This window comes from Gynurincola endophyticus (assembly GCF_003991195.1).
Classification (GTDB): domain Bacteria; phylum Bacteroidota; class Bacteroidia; order Chitinophagales; family Chitinophagaceae; genus Gynurincola; species Gynurincola endophyticus.
Window position 1 is genome coordinate 166,506 of sequence record NZ_RCWL01000009.1, and the last position, 25,321, is coordinate 191,826.

At 38.5% G+C, this 25,321-nt stretch carries 25 protein-coding genes and 1 riboswitch; of the genes, 15 read left to right on the plus strand and 10 right to left on the minus strand.

Annotated elements, in window-relative coordinates:
- Positions 1 to 29: 29 nt before the first annotated feature.
- Complete coding sequence (locus D9O48_RS15965) at positions 30 to 1,343, minus strand: hypothetical protein (protein ID WP_126973982.1); 1,314 nt, start codon at positions 1,341 to 1,343, stop codon at positions 30 to 32.
- 320 nt (positions 1,344 to 1,663) lie between these two features.
- Here D9O48_RS15965 and D9O48_RS15970 point away from each other — a divergent pair, with 320 nt between their 5' ends.
- Positions 1,664 to 3,100, plus strand: a complete 1,437-nt coding sequence (locus tag D9O48_RS15970; RefSeq protein WP_126973983.1) for a hypothetical protein — start codon at positions 1,664 to 1,666, stop codon at positions 3,098 to 3,100.
- An 83-nt stretch (positions 3,101 to 3,183) separates the two neighbouring features.
- Here D9O48_RS15970 and D9O48_RS15975 read toward each other — a convergent pair whose 3' ends face one another.
- Both D9O48_RS15975 and D9O48_RS15980 read right to left on the minus strand, forming a co-directional pair.
- Positions 3,184 to 3,402 (minus strand): DUF4287 domain-containing protein, encoded by a 219-nt coding sequence (locus D9O48_RS15975; protein ID WP_126973984.1) that lies wholly within the window; start codon positions 3,400 to 3,402, stop codon positions 3,184 to 3,186.
- Positions 3,403 to 3,405: 3 nt separating this feature from the next.
- The gene (locus D9O48_RS15980; protein WP_126973985.1) at positions 3,406 to 3,780 is read right to left on the minus strand and encodes a DoxX family protein; all 375 of its coding nucleotides are present in this window, start codon (positions 3,778 to 3,780) and stop codon (positions 3,406 to 3,408) included.
- A 268-nt stretch (positions 3,781 to 4,048) separates the two neighbouring features.
- Between D9O48_RS15980 and D9O48_RS15985 the strand changes: the two genes are divergently transcribed.
- From D9O48_RS15985 to D9O48_RS16040, 12 genes are all read left to right on the plus strand, one after another.
- The gene (locus tag D9O48_RS15985; RefSeq protein WP_126973986.1) at positions 4,049 to 4,468 is read left to right on the plus strand and encodes a hypothetical protein; all 420 of its coding nucleotides are present in this window, start codon (positions 4,049 to 4,051) and stop codon (positions 4,466 to 4,468) included.
- Positions 4,469 to 4,801: 333 nt separating this feature from the next.
- Positions 4,802 to 5,092: a nitrilase-related carbon-nitrogen hydrolase gene (locus tag D9O48_RS19080; RefSeq protein ID WP_126973987.1), complete on the plus strand. Its 291-nt coding sequence runs from the start codon at positions 4,802 to 4,804 to the stop codon at positions 5,090 to 5,092.
- The gene (locus D9O48_RS19085) at positions 5,079 to 5,528 is read left to right on the plus strand and encodes a carbon-nitrogen hydrolase family protein (protein WP_262707392.1); all 450 of its coding nucleotides are present in this window, start codon (positions 5,079 to 5,081) and stop codon (positions 5,526 to 5,528) included. Before D9O48_RS19080 ends, D9O48_RS19085 begins: the two co-directional genes overlap by 14 nt.
- 88 nt (positions 5,529 to 5,616) lie before the next feature.
- Positions 5,617 to 6,090, plus strand: coding sequence for a hypothetical protein (locus D9O48_RS16000; RefSeq protein ID WP_126973989.1), 474 nt, complete (start codon positions 5,617 to 5,619; stop codon positions 6,088 to 6,090).
- Between the two features lie 51 nt (positions 6,091 to 6,141).
- Complete coding sequence (locus D9O48_RS16005; protein WP_126973990.1) at positions 6,142 to 6,516, plus strand: hypothetical protein; 375 nt, start codon at positions 6,142 to 6,144, stop codon at positions 6,514 to 6,516.
- Between the two features lie 162 nt (positions 6,517 to 6,678).
- Positions 6,679 to 6,772, plus strand: a riboswitch (TPP riboswitch).
- Between the two features lie 64 nt (positions 6,773 to 6,836).
- A complete protein-coding gene (thiM, locus tag D9O48_RS16010) occupies positions 6,837 to 7,631 on the plus strand; it encodes a hydroxyethylthiazole kinase (RefSeq protein WP_199750599.1) in 795 nt (264 codons plus the stop codon).
- Complete coding sequence (thiE, locus tag D9O48_RS16015; RefSeq protein WP_126973992.1) at positions 7,631 to 8,269, plus strand: thiamine phosphate synthase; 639 nt, start codon at positions 7,631 to 7,633, stop codon at positions 8,267 to 8,269. Before thiM ends, thiE begins: the two co-directional genes overlap by 1 nt.
- The gene (gene thiD / locus D9O48_RS16020; RefSeq protein ID WP_126973993.1) at positions 8,266 to 9,099 is read left to right on the plus strand and encodes a bifunctional hydroxymethylpyrimidine kinase/phosphomethylpyrimidine kinase; all 834 of its coding nucleotides are present in this window, start codon (positions 8,266 to 8,268) and stop codon (positions 9,097 to 9,099) included. Before thiE ends, thiD begins: the two co-directional genes overlap by 4 nt.
- A complete protein-coding gene (gene tenA / locus D9O48_RS16025; RefSeq protein ID WP_126973994.1) occupies positions 9,086 to 9,736 on the plus strand; it encodes a thiaminase II in 651 nt (216 codons plus the stop codon). The genes thiD and tenA overlap by 14 nt, the downstream gene beginning before the upstream one ends.
- Positions 9,737 to 9,942: 206 nt before the next feature.
- The gene (locus D9O48_RS16030) at positions 9,943 to 10,998 is read left to right on the plus strand and encodes a linear amide C-N hydrolase (RefSeq protein ID WP_126973995.1); all 1,056 of its coding nucleotides are present in this window, start codon (positions 9,943 to 9,945) and stop codon (positions 10,996 to 10,998) included.
- A 118-nt stretch (positions 10,999 to 11,116) separates the two neighbouring features.
- Positions 11,117 to 11,485, plus strand: coding sequence for a winged helix-turn-helix transcriptional regulator (locus D9O48_RS16035; protein WP_126973996.1), 369 nt, complete (start codon positions 11,117 to 11,119; stop codon positions 11,483 to 11,485).
- A 17-nt stretch (positions 11,486 to 11,502) separates the two neighbouring features.
- A complete protein-coding gene (locus D9O48_RS16040; RefSeq protein ID WP_126973997.1) occupies positions 11,503 to 12,063 on the plus strand; it encodes a dihydrofolate reductase family protein in 561 nt (186 codons plus the stop codon).
- A gap of 38 nt (positions 12,064 to 12,101) precedes the next feature.
- On the opposite strand, the gene D9O48_RS16045 is transcribed toward D9O48_RS16040, so the two are convergent.
- Positions 12,102 to 12,752 carry an NAD(P)-dependent oxidoreductase gene (locus D9O48_RS16045; RefSeq protein ID WP_126973998.1) on the minus strand — a complete coding sequence of 217 codons (651 nt, stop codon included), beginning with the start codon at positions 12,750 to 12,752 and terminating at the stop codon, positions 12,102 to 12,104.
- Positions 12,753 to 13,083: 331 nt separating this feature from the next.
- Between D9O48_RS16045 and D9O48_RS16050 the strand changes: the two genes are divergently transcribed.
- Positions 13,084 to 13,689, plus strand: a complete 606-nt coding sequence (locus D9O48_RS16050; RefSeq protein WP_126973999.1) for a hypothetical protein — start codon at positions 13,084 to 13,086, stop codon at positions 13,687 to 13,689.
- A 26-nt stretch (positions 13,690 to 13,715) separates the two neighbouring features.
- Here D9O48_RS16050 and D9O48_RS16055 read toward each other — a convergent pair whose 3' ends face one another.
- On the minus strand, positions 13,716 to 14,078 hold the full coding sequence (locus D9O48_RS16055) for a MerR family transcriptional regulator (RefSeq protein ID WP_126974000.1): 363 nt from the start codon (positions 14,076 to 14,078) through the stop codon (positions 13,716 to 13,718).
- 269 nt (positions 14,079 to 14,347) lie between these two features.
- Between D9O48_RS16055 and D9O48_RS16060 the strand changes: the two genes are divergently transcribed.
- Positions 14,348 to 15,391, plus strand: coding sequence for an MBL fold metallo-hydrolase (locus D9O48_RS16060; protein WP_233589264.1), 1,044 nt, complete (start codon positions 14,348 to 14,350; stop codon positions 15,389 to 15,391).
- Between the two features lie 84 nt (positions 15,392 to 15,475).
- Here the strand turns inward: D9O48_RS16060 and D9O48_RS16065 are convergent, their stop codons facing one another.
- The 5 genes from D9O48_RS16065 to D9O48_RS16085 are packed head-to-tail and all read right to left on the minus strand — an operon-like array spanning position 15,476 to position 25,256.
- The gene (locus tag D9O48_RS16065; protein WP_126974002.1) at positions 15,476 to 18,112 is read right to left on the minus strand and encodes an alpha-amylase family glycosyl hydrolase; all 2,637 of its coding nucleotides are present in this window, start codon (positions 18,110 to 18,112) and stop codon (positions 15,476 to 15,478) included.
- A gap of 32 nt (positions 18,113 to 18,144) precedes the next feature.
- Positions 18,145 to 19,521 carry an alpha-amylase family glycosyl hydrolase gene (locus D9O48_RS16070; RefSeq protein WP_126974003.1) on the minus strand — a complete coding sequence of 459 codons (1,377 nt, stop codon included), beginning with the start codon at positions 19,519 to 19,521 and terminating at the stop codon, positions 18,145 to 18,147.
- A 26-nt stretch (positions 19,522 to 19,547) separates the two neighbouring features.
- The gene (locus D9O48_RS16075; RefSeq protein WP_158624916.1) at positions 19,548 to 20,642 is read right to left on the minus strand and encodes a SusE domain-containing protein; all 1,095 of its coding nucleotides are present in this window, start codon (positions 20,640 to 20,642) and stop codon (positions 19,548 to 19,550) included.
- Between the two features lie 37 nt (positions 20,643 to 20,679).
- On the minus strand, positions 20,680 to 22,275 hold the full coding sequence (locus D9O48_RS16080; protein ID WP_126974005.1) for a RagB/SusD family nutrient uptake outer membrane protein: 1,596 nt from the start codon (positions 22,273 to 22,275) through the stop codon (positions 20,680 to 20,682).
- Positions 22,276 to 22,295: 20 nt separating this feature from the next.
- Complete coding sequence (locus tag D9O48_RS16085; RefSeq protein WP_126974006.1) at positions 22,296 to 25,256, minus strand: SusC/RagA family TonB-linked outer membrane protein; 2,961 nt, start codon at positions 25,254 to 25,256, stop codon at positions 22,296 to 22,298.
- Positions 25,257 to 25,321 lie beyond the last annotated feature (65 nt).

Sequence of the window (25,321 nt, forward strand, 5' to 3'; positions counted from 1 at the left end):
CATTGTCTGTCTAATTCAAAACCAAATTTTTATGCAGATCTTGGTATTTCAAATGCTACGCTGATTGTTTTACTTACATTATCACATTCACCGGTCATATTGTATAGCTTTGCACTAAAATTACCACTTGTTATATCTCCTTCCGTATGACTCCATCTTAGAATATTTACCGTTCCCTCTGTACTTAATCCCCGATTCACACTACAATCATAATAACTGCTCATCCAGTCATTGCTGTTGTTAAATAATACTGCAGTAGCAGTACCTGCCTCCAGAAAACCGAAATTATAAATACCCGCTTTTGCTTCTCCTCCTTTTATAACAATTGCCAGACTAAAATCTAACGAACTGTTTTCATTGGTACCTGCTATACCAAAACTGTATTGACCCAATTGTGTGGCATTCAGGTTATGCGTAAGCAGATGTGTAGTTCCGTCCATAGTCAATCTGACCCATCCATTGGTAAGGTGGATCTTTTTTCTGAGAATTAAAGTACTATTCTGAGAGAACCTACTCTTGATACCCTCAACTCTTACCTGAACAGTAGCTTCCGGGTGTGATAATGTATTGGGGGCTGTATAAGTAGCAATCGATTTGAAGCTGTTTTTGGCATTGACTGTTCCGGATTGTTCTACCACACTCCAACCCGAAACCAGATTGGCCATCCGTTGATCTAATACAAAATAACAGGAGAAATCATTCAAAAAGTGAGGGTGTAACGGAGCCAATAAGCCGTCATAATCTTCGTAGATTATACCGATATACAAATCTGTTTTTTCACCACTGCCGATACTGCTTTTGTTTGCATGTAAAATAAATTTTTCGAAGAATTCGAATTCACTGAAGCTTTCCTTACTAACTGTAATCGTGTGGTTGTCTTTATTGACTTCAGTAGGTAAGCTATGCCATGTTCCTGTTTCTTTACGGTAGGCTACCTGTATTGCATCTTCAGAACTGCCAAACCACTCAGGATCATATGAAAAAGTTATTTTAACCGGCTTGTTGAAAGTGACATTGTGGGGTAACAATTCATAATTTACTTTACCGGCCTTGGGTTGAATGCGGCTTTGAACCGGTTGAATACTGAAAGTGGTAGGAACGTCTACAGCTCCGGCCGGAACTTCTAGTATCACATCGCCATTGAAAGAGAATGTACCACCCTCCGGCCCAATCACTTTTGTTAATAATGCGCCGGCAGCTGCTGCTTTTTCTGTTCTGAGAATACGGGTTTCTTCAGAAAACGGACTGTCGTTTTTGTCGTTATTGCGATGACAAGAAAGAAGGAATAATATTCCTGTCATACTTATTGTTACCAGACGTAACACATCATAACCTCTTTTCATAAAATTTGCAGGTTTGTATTAAATATTTATGGCAAGTTAGACTGCTTTTAAAGCCGTCAGAGAGGATTTAGATGAGTTACATTTAGCATCGACCAATGTATGTTTAGGAAGATAAATTCACACCATCTTTACATGTTCATTATTGTACCCATGCAAACAGTAAGCTCAATTGCCTGAAAATATTTTTGTCTGCTTCTGTTGTTGTTGATATTTCATATTCACGTATTGGTCGAAAAGAAGCAGAATGAGTAATACTGATGAATATTTTTGCTTTTCAATCAAAAAAAATTCACTCTTAAAATTGGCTTACGGAAATTTTCATGGATACTATTTTATTCAATACAAGCACGCGCCCTGGTATAAGGATATATCTGTTGTTGATTTTTTTTGTTTTCACATATATCAATACTAATGCTCAGGAAAAAGATTCTTCCGTTATTAATCCCTTACAAATTGATTTACCGGTATTTGATCTGCCGTTTATGTGGAAAGCATCAAAAACTGGTGTATTAGGAGATAACTTTTCCATGGAACAATCTCTTGCAGTTACGCAAAATATACATCGCCTGAACTATCATTATAATAACCGGTTATGGTATAATATCATTCAACCAACGAACAAAAAAAAGAAAGTGTTCAATAGAATTGCAGCAAATGTTTCTGCCGGAATAATTGATTACGCTTACACTTACTACTTTGTAGCTTTTTCTATTCAATGGATGCATGAAGAGTTTCACAGAAGCGATTTAACTCTAATGGGTATTTCTTCTTATGATGAAACTTATAACAGATTTACCGGTGGTTATGCAAACGGATCTGTTAGTAAAGTAAAAGATGAAGATCTTATCCGTTTAAAAAGAGAAGCACCTCAGAAAATGGTCAGAAGTTTTGCAGCCGGCATTGAAAGTGAATTCTTGCTCCTAAGAGGTTTACAACGCGATAACTTCTTTGAAAAATCAAAGTATCCGAATATTCTGCTCAATATCTTATTAACAAACCATGCAATCGGATATGTAAACCAGTTCAGAAATAGTGATTATAATGCCAGTATAGACAGCATGAATAAATACGGTACCAGTATAGCCGACCGAGATTATGTTGGTTGGGATTTTACTCCGTGGGTATATGACCTGCATCGTCCCAATGAAGCATATGATGCCCGCGGTATACACCCAGGTGGTAACGGTATCAACAGAGCGATCAAAACAACTGATCTGAACAGAGAAGAGCTTGATTACCTGAAAAAGATGGGAAGAATGCAGTACCTCAACTATATTTCGCCCTTTATGATTGGTATTAATCGTATTCCAATTGGTAAAAACACAACTTTTAATTTTGCTGTAAGGCATTACCTCAACTCTTTCGGTTATGATTTAACCACCGATTTTTTTGTTGATCATAAGGGTAAACAGTTTTTGCTCTCTCTACATGGTTATAGCAGTAAAAATCTTTTTTTGCCGGGTATTGAAATGGAATGGGCACCGGTAGAAATCAGGCAATCAAAAAACAATAATCGCTGGTCAATACAACCGTCTGTGATGTTTTGGATGCAGCCAGACGATTTTTATGCATCCAAAGGCAACGCCGGAGGATTACTTCGGGTTAAAACAGCCTATTCAATGAATGACCAATGGAAGATTTATACTACAGTGGAAGGAAAAACAAAAGGCTGGGTAGCCGGTAACCCCTTCTTAGATGCCAACCTTAGTGTACGGGCCGGTATTTATGCCAGATTAAGAAAAAAAATGAAAGTGTAATTGTTTAGTAAGTAGTGTTTTGTTATACTACTTGTCATATATGGGAAGCCCTCCAATTCTTTGGAGGGCAATTTTTTTGAGCCTTATGAAGTCTTCCCTTTAAATGTGGCATAAATGGCCATGGCATGACCGTGACCTAAATCAAACTCTTCTTTGAGCCAGTCGGTTATTTGCGTTGCTTTTACTGTTTTAGGAATTTCACCTTTTACCAGAAAGCCTTTTTTAACAGCTAATTTTTTGAAATCTTCAGGTGTCTTTCCCGTTTTTGAATGAATGTTATCTATATATGCTTGAAACGACATATGCTAAGCTTTTGATGTGAAACGTAGTTTGTGATAATAGTAATAAGAAACGACCAGTACTCCTAAAATTATAAGTGGCATGAAAGTCTGAAAATCGATACCGTCGACCGCCGCATGACTGATGCAGGCAAATAGTAATGTAAAGGTAAATCCGGCATAGGCCCATTCTTTAAGTTTAACCGGCAGTTTTGGAAGAATCAACACCAGCGCCCCCAACACTTTAAAAACGACTAATGCATTTCCAAAGTACTCAGGATAACCCAGATGGCGGATTCCTTCTTTTGCCAGTTCGGTCTGTGACGTAAATGCAGGCATTACTCCTTCAAATAAAAAGAAGAGAATAGTACTGACCCAATAAATTATTTTTTCTTTTTTCATAGTAAGGTTAAGTGAGCTATTTTATTGAATAAAAACAATACCAGGCTATCTTTCAAAATGCAACTGATTGGTTGCAAGATAGGCTTCTTTTTTTATTTTACCAAAAAACAGTTATAAAATAGTTGTTGATCAATGGTACACTCAATCACTTTGTTAACAGAACTTTGCTCCTTTTCCAGAATATTTCTACCCTTTTGATGTTCTAATCATACAGTTACTTATTTTTATGAAACGATCGTTTTCTTATAAATACCCAAACCTTCAACCTATGCCCCGTCTGTTATTATTTACGCTCCTCTCCTTTTTTGTGATCACACTGACTGCTCAACAATCCAATACTGCTTTAGGTGATACGTTGGAGCTAAGAAAAGTTGGTGCAGGCTATCAATTTTTTCAGGGTACTCAACAATTGAAGATGAAGCAGGTACAGGATATACTAAAAGTGAATGAAGAAGCTTTAAAAGAATTTAAATCAGCAAAGAGCTCTAATACGTTCGGTCAGATATTGGGGTTTGCCGGTGGCTTTATGATCGGTTGGACGATTGGTACAGCCATCTCTGGTGGCGAGGCAAACTGGACTATCGGAGGAGTTGGTGCAGGATTAGCTATCATTTCTTTTCCTATTGGAAACGGATTCAAGCGAAAAGCCAGAAACGCTGTAAATATCTATAACTCATCTTTACGATAAGCTTATACTATTTAATAAATCCACCTCGTTTTTGCTGTAATAAGTGGGATGTCTGATGAAAATTTAGTATTTACACTTATTGTTTTTTTGAATCAGGTATTCTATTTTTATGTAAATCTAAATCCTAAAAACCTATACCATGAATAAAATCTTACTCTTTACTTTGATTACCCTCTTCACCATCGGTTTAATTTAATATTCGTTTCAATTTTTCAACTCTAATCGTTCCAAACATATTGGTGCTGTTAAAATACTGCGTTCATTTATTTCATTTTTTTGATGAAATAAAATATTAAAATTTGTGTGAATTTTTACTTCGGAAAAATCACATCAATGAAAATAGCAGTTGCGCAGCTAAAAACAATAAAAGGAGATTTAAACGCAAGTATTCAATCTCACCTAAAATTGATTGACCTGGCTTCAAAAGCAGAGGCTGATGCCGTATTTTTTCCGGAATTGTCTTTAACCGGTTATGAATCTGCTTTGGCTCGTGAAATCGTATTGTCTGTTAACGATCCTCGTCTGTCGGTTTTTCAAACAGCAAGTGAGCTTCAAACTAACTATTGCATTGGGCTTTCCTACCCGTACTGCTGCGGGCATCTACATCACTATGATGATATTTGAACCACAGCGGCCACCTCAATATTATTCCAAACAATTACTTCACTCGGATGAATTACCTTATTTTGCAAACGGACATGAGCAACTGATTCTGAACAGAGGCAATCATCGTTTAGCACCTGCTATCTGCTATGAGAGCATGCAGATCAAACATTTGGAAAACGCTGTTTCTTTAGGGGCTTCTATTTATGTTGCCTGTGTTGCAGATTCTGAAAAAGGTGTCTGCAATGCCTTTAAACATTACAGTACCATTTCACAAAAGTATTCCCTCCCGGTTTTAATGTCTAATAGTATTGGATTTTGTGATAATTTTTTTAGTGTCGGACAATCAGGCGTCTGGAATAAAAAGGGTACCCTGCTAGCTCAGCTCAATGATCATGAGGAGGGTGTAATTGTGTATGATACGGAAAATGAACAAGCGGTTGTTTTCTTCCTGTGATATTTACTTCCCGGCTTTTATTCTTCTTTTACAAATTAATGCAACGAAAATGCAACATAAAATGTCACACACTATTAAAGTACATTTTATGACCAGAACTTTCATACCTGTTATACTACTTTCATCCTTTCTGTTGATACTTTCCTGCAGTAAAAAAGAAGTAGACACTTCTGAAAAGCAAGAAATTGTTACGTGGCGGGAAGTGTCTGTTAAATACGGTGACCAGGAGTTTATTACCATCGATGACGGAAAAATATTCACGATGAATTTACCGGTGAATAATAACACTGAAAATACTCCATTAAAAGGAACCTATTCGTACGATGCTTCAAACCTGGGGCTGGAAATAGCCTATACCGGACATATCATAGGCAATCTGTCTAAACAATGGCTGGCATTTGTAAAAGTAGAAGATAATAAGGTTATCGATACGATTGCAAAACTCTCTTACTCGGCATATTATGGTGCACCGATAATGATATTGAAGAATGAAAAGGCTGATCCGGTAATTGAAGTTCGCTATGAAAGTCAAACTGCTATCCCTTTACCGCATGGTCATTAATGAACCATAGTGGCATAACAATTGATATATTCTATTTCTAACATTCGTATTATGAAACTTACAAAAATTACTTTTCCGCTCGTAGTGTCTGTGTTAACCTTAACGCTGTATTCCTGCGATTCTATGCAACAACAACCTGCTCCTGAAGATGTTGCTCCTGTAGAAGAGGTAAAACAACCTGAAGAAGAACAAACCATCAGAATTTCAGGGATAGTAACCAGTATAGAAAACGGAAAAGATGGTTATATGGCTACTATTAAAGCGGCAGATGGTCAGGAATATATTGCTACGATCAGTGTGGTAAATCTAAATAAGTATGGTGGTACTTATAAGAAAAAAGAATTGAATGATAGTGTAACCGTAGCCGGACCCACCTGGGCTGATGCAGAAGGCAAAAAATATATCATGGCTAAAGAACTGGAATAATTTTTCCTGAGCCAGTAATAAAATAACAGGAATTATTTCTTCGTGAAATTCTTTTCTGTTGATTAAAAAGATCAAACATGAAGAAAATGAAGACATCATAACTTTCTTTATTTTTTTCATGTTTTTTCATTGATCATATGTTTTAATATTTTCGTAACTTTATAACCGCTTTAGGGGTATTCTGAAAAAGAATTGAGAGAGTCCCTTTGAACCTGATACGGCTAACACCGACGTAGGGAAAAGCAATAAGACAATGTTGCGTCTTATCCTTTTCTGCTCCGGATATTTTCCTAAAGCCATTTTAAATTTAATGAATGACTATGGAAAAGAATCTTTGGAAGCACATCTTACACGTTAAGCAACAATCTCCTTTAGTACATAACATTACCAATTATGTGGTAATGAATAACACGGCAAATGCACTACTCGCTGCCGGAGCTTCCCCTATCATGGCACATGCCAAATCAGAAATACACGATATGGTTCAACTGGCACATGCGCTGGTTATTAATATCGGTACCCTGGATGAATATTGGACGGAGTCTATGCTCATTGCTGCTAAAGAAGCTAAATCTAATAAAACTCCCTGGGTCTTAGATCCGGTGGGCGCCGGAGCTACTCCCTTCCGCGACCAGGTACTGAGCGTATTGCTTACTTATAGTCCTACCGTGGTCAGAGGCAATGCTTCTGAGATCATAGCACTGGCAAAAGCTAACAAAACTGCTACGAAAGGCGTGGATAGTACGGCTGCCAGTAATGAAGCGATTGATGCTGCCAGAAACATCCATAACCAATATGGTTGTATTGTTTGCATTTCGGGCGAAACCGATATTATTATTGATGAAGAAAGGGCAGTGATGATTAATAACGGACATCCGTTAATGACTAAAGTTACCGGACTTGGCTGCTCTGCTTCTGCGCTCATCGGTGCATTTATCGGTATCATTCCCAATAAAACCGAAGCGGTTGCTGCTGCTATGGCATTATTGTCTGTAGCAGGTGAACTGGCCGAACAAAAAAGTAACGGCCCCGGTAGTTTACAAATGCACCTGCTCGATAAACTGTATAACATTACTGAAGAAGAGTTTCTCGCACACGTTAAAATAACTCATTAATGAGTAACCATTTGCAGTTTCCTTATCAATTGTACCTGGTTATTTCGGAAGCCGATTGCCGGGGAAGAAACTTTTTACAGGTGGCAGAAGCTGCCATTCTTGGTGGTGTAGATATCATTCAACTTCGTGAAAAAGATCTTTCTACTGACGTATTCCTGAAAAGAGCTGTTGAACTAAAGCAGATAACTGATAAGTATAACGTACCGTTGATCATTAATGATAATATTACCGTTGCAGAAAAAGTGGATGCATTTGGCATTCATGTAGGCAATAGTGATACCCCTCCGGTTCTGCTAAGAAAAAATCAGGCTTTTGAAAATAAAATGATTGGTTATTCGATCGAATACATTGAGCAGTTAACCAATATCCAGACTGCTGTAGCAGATTATCTGGGTGTAAGCCCGGTGTTTAGTACCGCTACTAAAACTGATACGGTAACAGAATGGGGACTGGATGGTATTCGTACAATTCGCGAAATGACCGTTAAGCCACTGGTAGCGATCGGAAATATGCATTTGAAAAATATTCGTTCGGTAATAGATGCGGGTGCAGATTGTATTGCCGTTGTTTCGGCAATCTGTGCAGCTGATTGTCCGCAACAGGCTGCCAGCGAATTAAAAAATGAAATATTAAAATGAAAAAATTTACCTATCCATCGGTGTTAACCATTGCCGGGTTTGACGGCAGCGGAGGCGCCGGTATACAAGCAGATATCAAAACTTTTTCTGCATTAGGTTGCTACGCCACTTCCGTATTAACCGCATTGCCCGTGCAAAATACGCAGGGAGTACGTAAAATATATCCGATTCCTGTTGAAGCTGTAGCAGATCAGATAGATGCCATCATGGAAGATATTTTTCCTAATGCCATCAAAATAGGAATGGTACATACACCTGCATTAGTAGAAACAATAGCCAATAGCTTAAAGAAATATAAAAAGGTTCCGGTAGTATTTGATCCGGTAATGGTCGCTACCAGCGGACATCGTTTAATTGAAGAAGAAACGATCAGCTCCATTATCGATCAACTGCTTCCACTTACAGCAATCATTACTCCGAATATGGACGAAGCAGCTATTCTGGCAAAGATGCAAGTAACGACTCCTGATGATATGCTTGTAGCAGGAAAACGTATTCTAGAGCTGGGCTGTAAAAATTTATTGCTAAAGGGTGGGCATCAGGAAACAGCACGTATTACTTCTTTCTTTTTTGAAAAAGACGGCAGTTACAAAACTTTCGAAACTGAAAAATTTAATACCAATAATACACACGGTTCGGGATGTACATTATCCTCTGCCATTGCCGCCTGTCTGGCATTAGGAAAATCGTTAGAAGAGGCTGTAAACCTCGGTCAGGAATATGTTTTTGAAGCCATCAAGGCAGGAAAGGATGTACAAACAGGAAAAGGAAACGGGCCCCTGAATCACTTCTTTAACCCACAAAAATTAGTAAAATATGAAATGGTCTGAACAGGTTTGGAGTAGAATTGAAAAAGACTATCAATCGATACTAAAAATGCCTTTTATTACAGAACTGGCAGACGGAAGCTTACCCAAAAATAAGTTTCAGTTTTATATGGCACAGGATTCTATTTATCTGGAACATTTTGGAAGAGCACTCGCATTAGTAGGTGCACGCGCACATGATATTAAAGACGCCCTGTCGTTTATGGGATTTGCTGCTAATGCCATCGTTGTTGAAAATGCTTTACATGAGTCTTATTTTGTAGATTTTGGAGTAACGGATAAAGGTAAAATTGAACCTGCCTGTCATCATTATGTGCATTTTTTAAAAAGCACTACAGCGTTGGATGCAGTAGAAGTAGGAATGGCTGCTGTACTCCCCTGCTTCTGGATCTATCAGCGGGTAGGTGATCATATTTATAAAAACAGTAAAGCTGAAAACAATCCCTATCAAAAATGGATTAATACATATAGTGGAGAAGAATTTGGCGTAGCAGTTCAACAGGCTATCATGAGTTGCGATGAGGTTGCTGCTAAAACTACATCGGTGATAAGAGATAAAATGACAGAGGCATTTGTTGCTTCTACCTTGCTCGAATATAATTTCTGGCAGGCTGCCTATGATTTAAAAATGTGGAGATAAATCACGCATTCCTTTTACAAAAAAGCCTGCAAGCAGCAGGCTTTTTTGTGTATGCATGCCACATTACCAGTAAATGATTGCAAAATAGTTGTATTTACTGATGGCATAGAATTTATGAATATATAGGTAATTTCAGAACCCGCTCTCTTTCTATAACAACTTCTCATATTGTTTCATCTCAATATATTACCAATAAACTTGCTTTTATGAAAAAACTACTACTTCCTGCATTATTGATTTTACTGATTTCATCACTTGTTTATTCACCACTTATAGCCTGTACGCGTGTAGTATACAAAGGGCCGAATGGTACTGTTATTACAGCCCGTTCAATGGACTGGAAAGATGAAATTGCTGCGAACTTATGGGTGTTTCCCCGCGGTATGGAACGTAATGGCGGTGTTGGCCCGTTATCTGTAAAATGGACATCTAAATATGGTAGTATTATCAGTACTGCATGGGATATAGCAACTGCCGACGGGATGAATGAAAAAGGACTGGTGGCAAATGTATTGTGGCTCGCTGAGTCGGCATATACGCAATTCGACCCAAAAGGAAAGAAAAAGGGATTGGCTATTTCACTATGGGCACAATATGTATTAGATAATTTTGCAACAGTAAAAGAAGCGGTTAATCAACTGAAGTCAGAGCCTTTTGTTGTAGTCAGTGATTATATCCCCGGTACGGAACGTTTTACTACTTTACATCTATCCATATCCGATGCGAACGGAGATAATGCAATATTTGAATACGTAAAAGGAAAATTAATTATTCACCACGACCCTTCTTATGTAGTAATGACCAATTCACCGGTTTTTGATCAGCAACTGGCGTTAAATAGTTATTGGAAAAATATTCCCGGAACAGTCATGCTACCCGGAACAAACCGTGCTGCAGACCGATTTGTGAGAGCATCCTACTATATTAATGCGATTCCTCAAACTGATAATACCCGCGTGGCAATTGCAAGTGTATTCAGTGTTATCCGCAACTGCTCAGTACCATTTGGCATCTCTTCTGAACAGGAACCCAATATCTCTTCTACCAGATGGCGCTCTGTATCTGATCACAAAAACCTTGTGTATTATTTTGAAACAGTATTTACTCCGAATACATTTTGGGTAAACCTGAAAGATTTTGACCTATCCCCCAAAGGAAAAGTGATGATGCTGGATCTGGGAAACAATGCTACTTATAACGGAAAAACAAATGCTTCTTTTGTAGAAAGTAAACCATTTACATTTCTTGGATTGGCCGAATAAGAAACAGGTAAATACGAAGAGCCCTATCTTAAAAGATACAAAAAAAAGCTGATATTTCCAAAAATACTTTAACATACATTCATTACTTACTTTTGGTAAGTAATAAGTAACTTTGGTGATGGAGAAAAGCAAATCTGTTAAAATAGATGTAGATGAAAACTGTCCTGTTCGGGGAATACTCGACAGATTTGGAGACAAATGGTCTACCCTGATACTTTTATTGCTCGGTGAAAGTTCTGTATTGCGTTTTAATGAGATTTATAAAATGATTCCGGGTATTTCTCAGAAAATGCTGACAGTGTCGTTAAAAACCCTGGAGGAAGACGGATTGGTGAAAAGAACGGTATATCCACAAATACCCCCACGTGTAGATTATGAATTAACGCCACGCGGTATGAGTCTTTTGCCGCATATTCAAAATCTGGTCAAATGGGCAAATGAAAACAGATTAAACATTCTCCAATCAAGAGAAACACATCGTTTATAAACTAAGTAATATCAGTGATGATTATTTCTGTAATTAATGTATCCTTAGACGGGTTTTGTAATCACATGGATGTGATCGCAGATAACCGCCACCATGAGTTCAATAACCAGCTTATTGAACAAGCTGATATCATTTTACTAGGTAGGGTAACGTTTCAGTTGTTCGAAAATTTCTGGCCAAAAGCTTTAAACGATGATTCATTACCACAGCATATGCGCCAGACAGGAACATTGCTCACTAATAAACAAAAGTGGGTGGTGTCTTCTTTTTTGAGTAATTCTGATTGGAAAAATACCAGATTTATCAAAAATCTCGATCCTGAAACAATTTCGGGTATTCAGCAAACTAGTAAAACTTCTATACTTATACTAGGAAGCCCGGCCGTTATAACAACACTGAGTCAATCAGCAGTGATAGACGAATATATCTTTTTGATACAACCGCTTATTTCCGGTAAAGGTAAAAGGCTTTTTGAGCAGGCTTTGTTGTCAGCTCCTTTACAACTAAAGATAGATCAACAAATACGATTAGATTCAGGTGTGAATATTCTTCATTATAAAAGACCCCTGTCTATGTGATAAACATATTACAGGGGGCTTCTTGTTATTTCGTTTTATTAATAAGCAGCTGTAAACTGTTGTTTAATAAATTGTGGGTTTTGTGCTTCATCAATCAATGCGATCGATAGATCTTCTACAGAAAGTACGCTTCTTCCGGCTGCATTAAATACAGGTGAAGTAGTTCCTGTACGGTATTTTCCGGTTCTACCGGTGGTGATACCTGGATGCATTTCTATTGCAGGGCTAAAAAATGTCCAATCAAGCACTTTATTTTCTTTGAGCCTGTTATAATAATCTCTTACTGAAGTGGCACCTGGTTTAATCTCAGCAGGAAAGTCGGGTCCGTCTACTAATTGTTTACCGTCTATTTGTAAAGTACCGGCTCCGCCGATTACAATATAATGCTTAACACCGGATTGTACTACCGCTGCTTCAATTGAATCCAGCCCTTTGGAATTATCCTCGTAAATATTCGGATTTGTCCAACCGGCATTAAATGAACTGATTACAACGTCAGAACCCGTAAGTACTTTTGCCAGTGTATCTATATCATTTACATCAACATTTTCTTTTATGAGATGATCATTGGCAATAGTTAGCTTTGAAGTATCTCTGGCAACGGCTAAAACCTGTAAACCTCTTTCAAGTGCTTCATTTACTAAAGCTTTTCCCACAAATCCGGTAGCTCCTATAATGGCTATTTTCATATTAGTATTTTTAAATTATTATAAGTTTAAAATAGTTCTTTACTAACTTTTAGTAAGTCAAAAATATATCCTAACCTACTTAAAAACAAGAGCTTACGAAACAGTTCGACACGCACCTACCGGTAACTAATATTGATTTTCAATGATTTAAAATAAAATGAAAAGCTTATTTTATTAAAGTTTTAAGAGATTAATAATTAATAAACCAATCTGCTGCAGTATAAAAATTATACGAAAATATTCTGAGAGAAAGTTTCCTTCCGTTTTGATTTTCACCATTAGTTTGTACATTGTCCGATCATATTCATTTATTCTCTAAACTCAACCACCAATGATAATTTTCGGGCATAACTCTAAATATGTTGTACATGAACCGAATTATGAAGATTGTACTTACTGCAACAGTAAAGCCAGTGTTTCATTATATATCTATCAAAAATATGCACACGTATTCTGGATACCTATGTTTCCTTTGAGAAAAGTGGGTGTAAGTGAATGCAGCCATTGTAAACAGGTGTTGAGAAGCAAACAAATGCCGGCTTCATTGAAGTCAAGGTATGAAAAACTTAAATCGGAAAGCAGAACGCCGTTATGGATTTTTAGCGGTACATTTTTATTGATAGTGTTAGTAAGTTCACTGGTCTTTATCAGTAATAAAAAAACTGCACTTACCAAAAAATACATCGCTGCACCACAAGCCGGGGATATTATGAAAATAAGAACCTCTACCGGCCACTATACACTTCTAAGAATAGCAGATGTAAGAGAGGATTCTGTTTTCATTCAGTTCAATCAGTATGAAATTAATAAATCCGGCAAATTACATACATTAGAATCTGAGCCATTTTCGGAAGATGTATTTATTTTAACCAAAGAAGAATTACAGGAAAAATACAACAGCGGTGATATTTTTAATGTTGACCGCAAAAAAAACTAATTTTAATACAGGGATATTGATGATTGTTAGCAGTATCCCTCTTCTACTTCTTTCAAAACCACTTGTAATTTTTTCTTTACCAGTTTCAGCTGTTTTATTTTTAATTCTACTTCTTCTATTTTAGCTGCAATAACAGCTTTTTTCTTCTCGGGTGATAACCGGTTATTTGTCCAGCTGTCTAACAAATTCTTAATTTCACTTAATGTAAAACCGACCTCCTTTGCTTCATTGATGAATTCAATTACTTCAATAGCATCTTCAGGATATGTTTTATAATTATTAGTAGTAACCCCTTCCCTGCATTGTCCTTTAATCAACCCGCGACTTTCGTAGTAGCGCAGAGTATGAATAGAAACGCCTGTTTTCTTTGATAGAGTGTTAATCAGCATAAAACGGGAATGTTTATAAAAAGTTAAAGTGTAAACTATTGAGTATACTCTATAGTTGTCAGGAATAAAATTAGACCATACTTTTATACCGTCAAAAATTATCTGACAATACTGACAATTTTTCAACCAATTGTTATTAAAAACTGTTCTTAATAGAAGTGGTCAAAGCTAACTTAAACTGAATGAAAAGATTTTTTAAATACATCAAACGCATTTTTTTTGTTTTGTTAATGTGTTTAGCTGTAATATTTATTGTAACCTTAATGTATATGCAACAACCTCAATTCGGAAGAGCACCGGCAGGCGAAAGATTAACAAAAGTAGAACAATCACCGAATTATAAAAACGGTAAGTTCAGAAATCTGATAGAAAAACCCACTATTACTGAAGGTTATTCTATGGCAGGTGAAATATATAAGATGCTCTTTAAGAAATTTCCAAGAACTGCTCCCGTTGATTCATTACCAACTATAAAAACTAATCTGAAACAACTTGATATCAATGAAAATGTTTTAGTTTGGTTCGGACATTCTTCTGTTTATATTCAGATTGAAGGTAAACGTATTCTCATAGACCCTGTTTTTAGTGAGCGTGCCTCCCCTATTCCATGGGGTCCGAAAGCGTATAAGGGTACAAATATTTATTCAGCAGACGATATGCCTGAGATCGACTATCTTCTGATCTCACACGACCATTATGACCACCTTGATTATCCGACTATTCTTGCGTTAGAAGATAAAGTTAAGAATGTGGTTTGTGGTTTAGGTGTTGGTGCTCATTTTGAGCACTGGGGATACGCTCCTTCGAAAATTATCGAAATGGATTGGTATGAGGCGTTAAAAGTGAGTGATTCGCTTACACTTCATGCTTCTTCTGCACAACATGATTCGGGAAGAGCTTTCAAACGTGCACAAAGTTTATGGTTATCGTTTCTCCTGCAAACACCTCGATTAAAAATTTATATCAGTGGCGATGGTGGTTATGACGATAGGTTTAAAAATTTACAAAGTACATTGGGTGACGTTGACTGGGCGATTATTGAAAACGGGCAATATAATAAAGCCTGGCAAAGCGTACATAATTTACCGGAAGAAGTTGCCCAGGCAGCGCTGGATCTGAACACCAAAAATCTATTGACGGTACACCACTCCAAATTTACATTAGCCCGTCATCCATGGGATGAACCTTTGATTCGTGCGAAAGAGCTGGCAGCTGCAAATACTTATCGACTGGCAACGCCAATGATCGGAGAAGTTGTAAAGCTGAATGACAGCACACAGGTATTTCAGGAATGGTGGAAAGGAATCCGGTAATAAAGAGTGGAAAAAAATGATGTTATAAAAAAAGGCTGTCCCGTTTACGAGACAACCTCTGCTTAGTTTCCATCATCTTCTATTCTAGCGTATCAAAAGTTTTTGTGTTTCCTGATAATTGCCGTAACGAATGGTAATCATGTACCACCCAGGTTTAAGGGAATGGTTGATTCTTGAAGAACTTGTTAACTCTTGTTGATGAAACAAACGCCCGCTGCCGTCGTATATAGTAAGGGTAGATTTTGTTCCTTTCAATGCAGAAGGTAATTCAACATAAAATTGTCCATCCGTGGATGGGTTCGGATATATTCTCGCTTGTTCGATAATTTCTTTCTGAATGAGCTCATTTTGTAAAGTAGTGGTTGCGGTTCGTTGTGACGATGACACCGCTACAAATCGCCACATAGCACTGTGCCAACCGGCTTGTGATCCTGTATACTGAGCATTACCAGTGAGGTTTTCAATGTTAATCCATTGTGAGCCGTTCCAGCGGTTTTGCAGGTAGTTCCATCCGCTACCGGCTGAAGCAATCGTCCATTGAGCACTATACCACGATGTATTAATATTGCCACACTGTACGCTCCCATTTTGATTTTCAAGATGCATATACCTGCCGGTATTTCGATTTTTTAATAACACATAACCATTACCGGCATCTTCCTGTATCCATTGATAAGCAGTGTTATTACCAGGATTGGTACCATACTGTACTGTACCATTTCCATTGTCATATAGAAAGCGCCCTGCCTGCCAGCGGTTTTCTATATGATAATATACTGGTGCAGGGTTTCCCGGAAATGAATCATACCATGTGCCGTTCATGTACCAGCCGTCTTTATCTCTGTTTAGATTAGCTGTTTGTGCGGTACCGTCGTTAAATATCAGATTAGTAGCAGTGATATTGGTAAATGTATAACTATACCAGCCATTTCCATCTGAGGTCATTGTAACACCGGGCCATGATCCATCTGTCAGAATACCGCCGGGCTGTGCACTCCACCAGTAAATACGCACGGTACTTCCCCAACTCACTGGTTTATTGAAATGAACTGTAAAGCTGGTGGGAGCCTGTACGGTTACGGTAGTAGTTGCAGTTCTGTTCTGATCAACTGTAGTAGCTGTAATTGTTGCCGTACCAATTGCTACAGCTGTAACTTTGCCTGTAGCGTCTACGGTAGCAATGGCATTATTGCTGCTCGTCCAGTTAACAGTTTGATTAGTGGCATTGGATGGCACTATTGTAGCTGATATGGCAGACGTTAACCCTTGCTGTAAAGTAAGGGTGGTTGGATTTACCGTTACACCTGTTACCGGAACATTCGGAACATTTGCATTGGTTAATACCAGATACTGAAAAGCACCGAGTGTGATCGTATTTGTTGCTGTTAATGTAGTGGATGAATTATTATTGAAAACATTCACATAAGTACCGGCCAGTGCAGATGGAATCTGATAGGTTCTTGACTGATTACGCATATTGGCTATCACTACTACTTTTTCAGTTCCCTGTACTTTTGTAAATGCACAGATATCTGTATTAGAGTAATTGGTCATTGATCCCCTTCTGATAGCGGTACTGGCTGTTCTGAAGTTCAATATTTTTTTGAAGTCGGCTGAAGCAGACTGATTCGCATTCCAGTTAATTTTTACAGTAGTGTATGGCCAGGGAATGGTTTGATTGAAATCCACTTCTTGTCCGCTGGTCAGAAAAGGTACGCCACGCATGTAAGCTGATACCATAAAATTCACCACCACTCCGTTGTGGCCACCAAAAACATTCAAAGCAGTAGTTCCGTTTTCGGTATCATGATTGGCAGTATAACGAACTACCTGCTGATGAGCGGCTGCATAAGTATATTCAACATTAGTGGTTTGTTGAATCTGACTTACATTACCACCGTTTGCAATAGGCATAATGGCATCATAATACCATTTATCTCCAAAGTTGAGATCAAATCCAACCTGGAAGTTTTCTAAACGGTCTCCTTCTGCAAAAAATAATAAATTTCTTCCGGAAATACCTCTGAGATTTGTAATTGCCTGTTGCCAGAAGTCTAATGGTGCATTATTCGCAAAATCGCAACGAAACCCATCTATGTTTGCTGCAAATACCCAATACCTCATGGCGTTAATCATGGCCGTGCGCATTCCGCTATTGGCAAAATTCAGAGCAGCAACATCCGGAAATGGATTCAGCGGTTGTACAACACCGTTCCCATCTCTGACATATCTTTCGGGATATTGGGTGATCCAGTCATGATCCCATGAAGTCTGGTTTGCAATCCAATCAATCATTACTGCCATTCCTCTGCTATGAGCACCATCTACCAATGCACGCAGGTCAGTTAATGTACCATATTCAGGCGCAATGCCTGTAAAATCTTTTACACAATAGGGTGAATTGGAACTTCTGTTATCCTGACCTACCGGATAAAAGGGCATCAGATATAATACATTAATTCCTAATGCGCGGATAGAATCCAGGCGGGCTGTGACACCGGCAAAATTACCGGCAGCACTAAAAGGCCGCAAATGTACCTGATACATATTGACATCACGGGCATCGGGAACATTATTAAATGGAGTTCCGTATTGTGGGGGATCCTGTGCCTGTAGGGGAATTGACCAGGCTGTAAATAAACCTAAAAACAGGATGAGTATGAGACAATAAAGTCCCTTATCACTCTTTTTAAGAGCAATCGTGTGTAACACTTTTTTCATATGTGTCGTTTTTTAATGTTCGTGCTGAAAACCTAAGATGAAGTTTTTTGTAAAATCAAATACTGGTAGGGTAATAGAGAGAGTTGCTCATTCAATACCAATGATTCGTTGTTGTTTAATCCATTCTTCCAGTTTCCCCGAATTGCTGCCGGAACTTCCAGTGACTGATTATTGTTGCGCATGTTTATTATAACCAGTACGGTTTCTGATTCGTGTGTTCTTGTGAACACAACTATATCGTTGTTGCTGTATGGCTGTAGTGATCCTCTTTTGAGTGGAGTACTATGGTTTCGAAACGAGATAAATGTTTTATAAGCCGCTTTTACAGTTGTATTTTCGTTTGACCAGTTTATTTTTACAGAAGTGAAGGGAAATGGTATATTTTGCTGCATTCCAATTTCCTGTCCATTATAAATCATGGGTACACTATTGATGGTTGCCGCTGTTACAAAAGCCGCCATTGCTCCATCATTTCCATTAAACAAATTTACCGGAGAACCATCCGACCCGTTTACATCGTGATTAGTAGTATAACGTACCACCCGTTTACCGGCAGCTGCATTTACATATTCTGCCTGATGAGTTGTAAACAAGGTATTGACTGATGCATTGTTCATGAGAACTGATTTCAGGGTTCCATAAAAATTAAAACCGAAGTTGTAATCAAATCCGGTAAGAAAATTATTATTACGGCTACCTTCTGCCATCAATAATAATTTATGTGTTTTGATTGATCGTAAACTGTCATTGGCCTGCTTCCAGAAGTCCAGCGGCGGCCCGTCAGCATAATCGCATCTAAAACCATCTACATTAGCTTTGTATATCCATGATTTCATTGACCGGATCATTTCTTTACGCAGGTCCTGATTCGAAAAATTAAGTTGGGCAACGTCTCTCCATTCGAGCGGACTAATAATTTGCCCGGCGGAGTTCTGTTGATACCAGTTTTTGTGTTCACTGATCCAGGTATGATCCCATGAAGTATGATTGGCAACCCAATCGAGTATAACGGCTAATCCTTTACTATGTGCTGCATCCACCAGTTCACGTAGGTCGTTTAGTGTTCCGAATTCATCACTAACAGCATTATAGTCTTTTATGCAATAGGGAGAATTAAAAGCGTTCAATTGTCCTACCGGATGAATCGGCATCAGATAAACAACATTAGCTCCCAGTGATTTAATTTCATCTAATCGGGCCGTAACCCCCTTTAAATTGCCCTGGTTGCTGAATGCGCGAATATTCACCTGGTAAAGAACAACATCTTCCGGATCAGGAACGCCCGTGAAAGGAGTTCCATATTGCTCAGGAGAAGGATCATCAGGTGGCTGATTGTCGGGGGAATTTGTTTTTTTGCCACAACTACTTAACAGCAGCCAGAACAATAAAGTATAAAGGGTAGTTTTCATTCTTTCTCAGATGAATTATTAATCAATTATTGTTTTACGATAGAATAACTATAATTACCGGCGTGCTGAAGATCGAGTGTTATTTTGTATACACCGTCTTCTGCTACAGAAAACTCCTGTAGGTTTTCATTGTAAGGTAATAAAGGATGATTTGCATACTGTAGTTTACCTTCATTATCCAGCGCAAGGTCCATACTCCATGCTTTATTAGCGCGGAATTTAAATGAACCGTTTGCAATCAGGTGAGTGGTAACTGTCCAAACCTGTTGAGATTCGTCATAGTTCAATTCCGTATCTGCATCCCAACCTCCCGGCGTGGCAGCTCCAATAATGCCCCAGGTGGTTTTAGTAGCCGTCCATGTATTTTGCTGAAGATTGGCTGTAAGATAATAATATCCACCGACAGGAACAGATAAACCTGCTGCCAGGCCGTCGGTATCTAATGTACCGTTTCCGCCGTCACCATAGTTCGTGTGATTCCAATCCGGTGTGCTGGTGTATTTGAAATATAAAGGGCCTTGTCCGGGCATATAAACAAATCCGTCATATAAGCCGGTTAAAGCGGCAACAGGTGCCAGCCGTGGTGCTGTGGACGGATCCCAGCCCTGATACTCACCCGGAACAAACAAATCAATACCGTAAGGTGTAATTGTTTGTATCAATGTATTTGAATATACAGGTGGTATTACAGATGTTTTTCCATCAAATTGATTCACATTGGCAATGATTCTTACTGCAATTTCAGCAGCCACACCCGGCGTTAAATTTAGCTGGGTAAGAAGATTATTGAGTTCAAGTGCTGTAAAGCCGTGCGTTAAAACGCGGTTTTCGATATTAATTCGTGTGGCAGTAGCCCAATTATTGGAAGTATCATTGACAGCACTAAACTGAAGAGTGTAAGAAACTACAACATTAGCCCCGAAAGAAGCAGCTTTCCAACTGTAGGTTAAAACAGTATCATTATTCATGCTCTCATTCAATACCAATGTGGTGGCAGAGGTAGTCAAAGCGCTTGAATCGAATGTGCCGGCACTTAAAACCGGCAGGTCACCTTCTTTTTTACATGCTATGAATGTCATCAGCGTGAAAAAAACAGATAAAAAAGATATTTTGATTCGCATAGAAAAAAATTTATTCATTCACAGATCCGTTTAGAATCTAGTAATTATTGTTTTGATCCAGATTGGTATTTGCAAGAATTTCTGCAGCAGGAATCGGATACAAGGCGAAGTGAGGTGCCACCCCTGTTCCGTCTTTCACGCCACCTTTCCACGGCCATAAATAAGAACTGCTTGTAAACAGTCCGTATCTGATCAGGTCAGTTCTGCGAAATCCTTCCCAATATAATTCACGCATACGTTCATTTAATATTTCATTTAACGTGATGGCACTGACGTTTCCGCTGGTATTTTCATAGGCTCTTTCCCGTAACTGGTTAATATAATTCAATGCATCTGCCGTAGAACCACCGGTTCCGCCACGTAATACAGCTTCGGCATAAATCAGGTGCATTTCTGCTAATCTGAATAAGGGAAAATCGACACTACACAAAACGCCATTTGGTGAAGGCGGCGTAACACCCGCAGAGGTTTTGTTATTAAATTTGTGTACACTCAAACCATCATTAAACGTGAATACATCATTTACTTCCAGGTTTGTACCGCTGAACATGGCTCTTTTATCAGCATTTCCGCTATAGTCTCCAAAAATCAATGGAAGGTTTTTAGTACTTCTGTTTCCTAACCAACCACCGTTAGGAATTCCGTAATTCGCATTATCCTCAGCGTTATTTCCATGTGCAGCACAGATCAGAAAAGTAGTGCCCCCGTAATTTTGTGATTCAACGGCGTCATACGCGATGGGTAAAATAATCTCCGGATTATTTATATCATTATCGCTCATGAAAAGTGTTTTGTAGTTCGTTTTCAAGGCGTAACCGGCGTCAATTACTTTTTTAGAATAAGTAATGGCATCCGTAAACCTGTCGTTACCTGTATATATTGCGGCGTTCAGATAAAGCCGTGCCAATAAAGCCCATGCGGCACCCTGGTCAGCACGTGCATATTCATTCTGGCGCGGGGCAGCCAGATCATTTTCAATGGCAATTAGCTCTGATTCTACAAAATCGAATAAATCAGCTCTTGAAATTTGTTCAGGTATATATTTACCAATAGGATGTTCTTCTGTTACAAACGGAGGATTTCCAAATAAATCCATCAATACCCAATATTGGAAAGCTCTTAAAAAGCGCGCCTCTGCTTTAAACCTTCTGATTTCATCTGCTTCCTGGCCGGTATATCCCCTGGCTGTTATTTTTTCTTCACTGGCTTCCCTGATCAGCTCGTTGGCAACGGTAATTTGAAAAAGGCTTCTGGCATAAGCAGCATGTACAAAAATATTGGAGGAAGTCCAGTTAATATTATGAAAGTTCACCAGGAAAGCATCATTCCAGGCACAGATGGCTTCATCGGTCGGCAATTCCTGTAAGTTCCACCAGGCGCGCAGGAAGTCGGTGGTACCTGCATCAGTAATTCCTGCAATATTTACATCAGATACCCCTACTCCTGTGCTACTCACCAACGAATAAGCTCCGTAAACCTTTGCCAAAACTTCTTTATAACCTGTTAAGGTACTGAACTGTTTTTCTGATGTATTGGCATTTTCCGGTTGTAAATCAAGTTTCTTATGACAAGCTGTTGCTGTTACCATCAATACAGCTACGGCAATTATATGTATGTTGAAATATTTTTTCATAAACTGAATTTTTGAATCCCTTAAAATTGAATACTTGCGCCTACTACAAATGTGCGCGGACGTGGATAAATCACATTGTCAATACCACCATAGATTTCAGGATCTAAACCGGTATATTTTGTAGCAACAAATACATTCTGACAATTAGCGGTAAATCGAAGTGATGCTTTATCATTCATAATACGTCCGAAATTGTAGATAACTCCAAGGTTATCCATTCTCAGAAAAGATGCGTTCTGAATGTAATAGTCTGATTGTTTCTGGCCGTTAATAAATCCTGTATTTAAAATATCACTGTTTGTATTGGCGAGGTATTGTAACGGATTCAACATATTTGCCACTACTGCACCTGTTGCAATTTCATTATATAAATAGTTGCCAACATTTGCACGGATAACTGTATTGAATGTCCATTTTTTATGTGTCAGTTGTGAAGAAAAGCCGAAAATATATTTAGGAAAAGGAGCCTGATACCGGTAAAGGTCTTTTTCATTAATAGTACCGTCACCATTACGGTCTGCGTATACTCCTTCAATAGGTTTTCCATTCGTGTATAGTTGTTGATATACATAAAAAGAATTCGGAGAATATCCTACTGAATTAATCTGAATAACACCATTACCTGTTAAAGTACCTGCATAAGTTGAATCTTGTGTGGCTGTTAAATTGGTAATGGTATTTTTATTGTAAGCTGCATTAAAAGAAACTTCTAATGTTGTTCTTTCATTACGAATGGGTACAGTCGTTAATGAAAGTTCGATGCCTTTATTTTCAACATTTCCTACGTTGGTAAGGATTCTTGACCCGAAGTTTGATCCGGCCGGAATAGGAATTTCATTCAGGAGGTCTTTTGTTTTTTTGAAGTACACATCGATTGCACCGTAAATACGGTTGTTCAGAAATGCAAAATCAACTCCTGCATTATACGCGGCTGTTTGTTCCCATTTGATGCCGGCATCATAGGGAGATGGTGTTCCCATGCTATACCAGTTATTACCGAACCTAACCAAAGATCCACTGCCGCTGAGTGAATAAACAGACTGATAAGGATATTCATAGATGCCATCCTGATTACCCGTAACACCATAACTCAGCCGGAGTTTTAAATCGTTTAAGGCATTCACATTATTTAAGAAGTTTTCTTTATTAAGCTGCCAGGTAAATGCCAGTGAAGGAAACGTTCCCCAACGAACATCAGGTGCAAAACGCGAAGAACCGTCTGTTCTTAAAGAAGCTGCCAATGTATATTTATCATCTACGGTATAAATGACTCTTCCGTAGTAAGAAATTAAGGTATTTTGTGGTTTGTCATATGGAAACTTCGGAATACTTCCCGGTAAAGTGTCTCCCTTTTCGGTAATAGCAGGAAAGTTGAAATTTGTGGTCTGATTGTTATAATAACCGTATCCGGCCGTGGCGTTCAACTGACTTTTTAGTGAAGGAAACTGTTTATTGTAACTCAGATAAAATTCCATCACAGTATTATTCAGTTTGTTAGAATACTGATTACGCTGGCCTCTTTCCAAAAAGTTTTGCGCAGCATACTCCGGAACGTTTACGGTACCCTCTCCTTTCGCTACATCATAACCAAGGTTTAAGTTGGCGTGTAACTCCGGCAAGAAATGGAATTTGTAATCGAACTGCGCACTTCCGTAACTTCTGTAAACATTGCTCATGTTTCTATATAAATCCAACAGTGAAACCGGATTTTTGGGTGCCAGTTTATTCAGCGTGTGTTCACCGCTTAAAGGATCTATTGAGGCCCATTCATAATAATTACCATAAGGTGATGAACTATAAACCGGTTGGGTAGGATCAAAGTATACTGCCGAACTAATGGCGGCATTATTTGCAAAGCGTGTATTATTATAGGCCCCTTTAAGGTTAATATCTACTTTAAGATGGTCATCGAAGAAGCGCGGACTTAGAACAATTCCTCCGGAATAGCGTTGCAGACGATCGGTTCTCAGAAGTCCTTCCTGATTCAGATATCCGACAGAAACCCTGTAAGGAATATTGTTTAGCGACCCGGCAATGCTTAAATTATTATCTGTACTGATAGCGGTTTGAAAAATCTGATTCTGCCAGTCAGTAGAGGTTGCACCCATCAAAGATTTATAAGTATTGATATTATCATAAGTTCCTCCGCCTAATGAATCTACCAAATGGCGGAACTGATCAGCAGACAGTACATCCATTTTTTTTGTCATTGTGGCTGCAGACACCTGAGTGGTGAAGTTAATAACAGGTGAACCTGCACTTCCTTTTCTGGTAGAAATAAGAATAACTCCGTTAGATGCGCGTGATCCGTAAATAGCGGTTGCCGCTGCATCTTTTAAAACAGTAAAAGAAGTAATATCAGCGGGGTTAATCAGGCTTAACGGATTTGAAGCACCATATATACCATTTCCACTGAGCGGAACACCATCTACAACGATTAATGGATCATTACTGGCATTTAAAGAAACACCCCCGCGAATACGGATAGTACTTCCGGCACCCGGAGAACCACCGTTACTGGTAACAGATACGCCGGGTACTTTACCGGCGATAAGCTGTTCGGGAGTAGTAATAGCCCCCTGCTGAAAATCTTTAGAAGTAACTGTTGAAATTGCTCCGGTTACTTCCTTTCTTTGTACAGAACCGTAACCAATCACTACCACATCAGCCAATAAATCTTCTTCCGGTTCCAATGTAATCATTAAATCAGGCTGAGCTGTTATCTCTTTTGTATGATAGCCAACATAAGAAATCGATAATTTACTATTTACCGGAACTTCTATTTTAAAGTTTCCGGATATATCGGATAGTGTTCCGGTTGCTGTTCCTGCGATTTTTACCGATACCAACGGTAATGGTTCTCCTTTCTCATTTTTAATAACTCCTGTAACCGTTATTGTGTTTTGTGCACTAACAGTCTGCAGGATAAAAATGCAACTGAAAAACAACAAAAACACTTTAAAATGACTAAACAATTTCATATTGACAAGTTGTGTGAATGAACAGATTAATTTTGGTGGCTGTGTAAAGAGTTCGATGAAAGCTT